Source organism: Corallococcus sp. CA041A, assembly GCF_003612075.1.
In the GTDB taxonomy this organism is placed as follows: Bacteria; Myxococcota; Myxococcia; order Myxococcales; family Myxococcaceae; genus Corallococcus; species Corallococcus exiguus.
The window spans coordinates 1-3,493 of sequence record NZ_RAWF01000468.1; the positions used below are offsets into that span (position 1 = coordinate 1).

Consider the following 3,493-nt stretch of genomic DNA (forward strand, 5'->3'; position numbering starts at 1 on the left):
GGGCGGGCTTCTTGGCCACCACCGCCTTCGCCGGCACCGTGTTGGCGGCCACCGTGCGCACCGGCGCCTGCGGGACGACGACCACCGGCGTGGACGGGGCCTCCGTCACGGGCGCGGGCTTGTCCACCGTGTAGGTGAGCCCCTCGATGGTGCAGGTGCCCTCGATGCAGCCGATGGCCGGCACGGGGGGCTCGCCGAAGTGGGCCTGCCAGTCCGGGCCCAGGTTCAGCGGCTCCGCGATGGGGCGCTGGTCCTTCCCCTGGCCGACGAAGGCCTGCATCACGCCGTCCTCGGTGACGAACAGCTCCAGCCGCACCTCGCCCTCCGGGGACGCGAGGCCCAGCATGGCGCCGCCGCGCTCGCCCAGGGACCACTCCAGGGTCAGCGGCGCGCCCGCGCCGTGGTGCACGAGCGTGACGTAGCGGCCGTCCCGGCCCATCAGCCCCAGCGAGGCCACCGGCTCCGGCGGCGGGCCGTCCCAGACTTCCTTCAGGCGGCGCTTCCACGTGGTCGGCGGAGCTTCAGCGCGCACGCGCGCGGTCAGCCGGGCCACACCGCCCACCAGCCCCAGCACATCCACGCGCGCGCGGCCCACGCGCGACGCCTCGTTGTCGTCCACGGGAGGGAAGACCAGGGCCTTGTTCTCGAAGCTCAGCGTCCGGCCGGCCACCAGCATCTGGGGCAGATCCGGACCGTCTCCCATGGTCACGCGGCGCTTGTCCGGGGTGACGTCCTCCACCCGGCCCGGGCCGTTGCGGGGCGCGTCCCGCAGCGCCTGGTCCATGATGGCCTTGCCGGCCAGCGGCGGCTGGACGCGCACCTGCCCGCTGCGGTTGTACGCCACGCCCAACACGCCCGCGGCGGCCAGCACCATCACCCCCGCGGCCGTCTGCGCCGTCACGCGCGCGGCGCGGCGCATCGAGGCCTTCGCCCGCTGCCAGCGCGTCAGTCTCAGCGGCGGCATGGACAGCAGGCTTCCGGGAACCAGCGGCTCCAGGTCCGCGATGAGCGCGGCGACGGACGGATAGCGCTCGTCCGGATCCGGCTTGAGGCACCGCATCACGATGGCGTCCACGCGCGAGTCCAGCCCCGCGCGCTTGCGCGACGGCGGATCAAAGGTGCCCAGCGGCACCTCGCCGGTGAAGGTCTCGTAGAGGATGACGCCCAGGGAGAAGATGTCCGCGCGCGCGTCCGCGCTCTTCGCGTCCACGCGCTGCTCGGGCGCCATGTACGAGATGGTGCCCATGGACACGTGCGTGGACGTGAGCGCGAAGCGCGACGCCGCGGACGCGTCGTCCAGGAAGGACGCCAGCCCGAAGTCGGACACCTTCGCGATGCCGCCGGCCTGCTGATCCAGCAGGATGTTCTCCGGCTTCAGGTCGCGGTGGATGACGCCCCGGCCGTGCGCGTACTCGATGGCCCGGCAGATTTCGAGCATCCGGCGCAGGAGCGCCGGCGTGTCCATGGACGGGTTGCGCATGAGCTCGCGCAGGGACGGCCCGTCCACGAACTCCATCACCAGGTAGTACGTGTTGTCCGTCTTCCCCTTGTCGACGATGGCGACGACGTGGGGGTGGCTCAGCGTCGCCAGCGCCGCGGCTTCCTTCTGGAAGCGCGCGATGAACGACGGATCCTTGGCCAGGTCCGGATTCAGCAGCTTCACCGCGACCGTGCGGCCGAGCGACAGCTGGGTGGCCTTGTGGACCTCTCCCATGCCGCCAGCGCCGACGAGCTTCTCCAGGCGGTAGCCGCTGACGAGATCAGGAGGCCGGGAACGACTGATGGCGGTAGGCTCGAACGAGGACATGGGCTGGGGACAGGGCGGCGAGGGTAGCAGAAACGGGGCGCCGCGTTACCGCTCCCCAGCTGCCCTTCCGGCCCCCTCCCGCTCGCCGGGTGGGCGGGCGGCCATGACCCGGGTGCTGTCACTTCCCGTGGGAGCTCCAAATGGGCTCCCCAGGTCGGCTCCGGTGTCGGCTCAGGTGTCCCCGGCCACGGGGCGCAGCACGCTGGTGAGGTTGGTGCGCACCTGCGACAGCGAGGAGCGCATGTTCGCGTGCCGCACCGACGCGCCAATGGCCCGCGCCAGCGACTTGAGCAGCGAAATCTCCTCCGGGCGCCACAGGCGGGCCTGGCGGCAGTCCTCGAAGGCCACGAAGCCCCACCACTGCTTGGCCGGGACGATGGGGCACATCAGCACGGACTGCACGCCCTGGCGCTCCAGCAGCTCGCGCATCATCGGCGGCGCTTCCTTGGTGGTGCAGGAGACCACCATCTGCGCCTCCAGCATGTCCGCCCACGCCATCGCGTAGTCGCGCATCGGCAGCGAGCGCAGCACCGGGTGCGCCAGCGGGGACACCACACCCGGCTCCGCCCAGGCGTAGCGCAGGTCCGTGAGGAACCGGCCCGCCAGGTTCGTGGTCCGGTTCTCGAAGAGGCACGCGCGGTCCACCTTCATCGGGCGGGCCACCATGCCCAGCGCATCCGAACCGGTGGCCGGGCACAGGCCCTTGTCCAGCAGCAACCGCGACGCTTCGGACACCTTCGTGAACGCTTCCACCATGACCGTCTCGCTTGAAGGGGGGGAGGGGGTCACCCCTTCCTGTCGTGGATGAGCTGTCATCCACACATGTCCCGTTATGCAGGATTCCTCTGTTCCTGTCAAATGGTGGTTTTACTGGAAACCCAAGAAGAGGAGGGTCGGAGCGTTGCAGGGCCCGGAAACGCGAACAGGGGCGCCCTCGTGAAGAGAGCGCCCCTGCTCGGGCACGGCGTGTGGTGCGTCCCTTGGAGGAGGGCTGCGGACTACTGCGCGGACTTCTTGGAGGCGGGGGCCTTCACGGGCTTCTTGGTGCCGCCGGTGCCCTGCATCATCGTCTCCGTGCGGCCGGAGGGCGCGGTCTCGGTGGCCGCCTCGGTCTTGCCCTCGGTCTTCGCGGGTGCGTGCGGGTCGGCCTGGATGCCGTCGCCGGTGGGGGTCTCGAGGGTGCCGGTCGCGGGGGGATTGACCGGGCCCCGCGTATCCGTGGGCGCCTTGGTGGGCGGCGGGGAGGCGATGGCGGTGGAGGCGGCGAACAGGGCGGCGACGAGGAAGGTCTTCATGATGATGGGCTCGGATTCGTGACAGACGGCCCGCGCTGGAGTGCGCCGGGCATCGTCATCGCGGCTCTAGAGGGGGGCGGAGGTTTGTTTATTCACTCGCCGTCACGTGGAGCCCGCTCGCGCGCAAGCTCCCACGCCCAAACGACAACAGGGGCGCCCTCGTGAGGAGAGCGCCCCTGCCGGGACCGCATCCTGTCCGTCCCTTGGAGGCGGACAGGGCGCGAGTGAAGCGAGGGATCAGCCCTCGGTCTTCGTCTCGGTGGTGGTCTTCTTCTCGGTCTTGGTCTTCGTGCCCTTCTTGCCGGCCTTGCCCTCGTGCTTGGTCTCGGTCTTGGACTCGGTCTTCACCTCACCCTGCGCCTCGACGGGGGCGGCGGCCTCGGTCTTCGCC

3 protein-coding genes are annotated in these 3,493 nt (G+C 70.8%); all 3 read right to left on the bottom strand.

Translation table 11 applies throughout. The features are described 5' to 3' along the window. A partial coding sequence (locus tag D7V77_RS41085) for a serine/threonine-protein kinase (protein WP_233597544.1) occupies nt 1–1,807 on the bottom strand: 1,807 nt, incomplete at its 3' end. A gap of 171 nt (nt 1,808–1,978) precedes the next feature. After that, complete coding sequence (locus D7V77_RS41090; RefSeq protein WP_120581614.1) at nt 1,979–2,563, bottom strand: GAF domain-containing protein; 585 nt, start codon at nt 2,561–2,563, stop codon at nt 1,979–1,981. A gap of 242 nt (nt 2,564–2,805) precedes the next feature. Next, a complete protein-coding gene (locus tag D7V77_RS41095; protein ID WP_120581615.1) occupies nt 2,806–3,102 on the bottom strand; it encodes a hypothetical protein in 297 nt (98 codons plus the stop codon). Nucleotides 3,103–3,493: the final 391 nt, after the last annotated feature.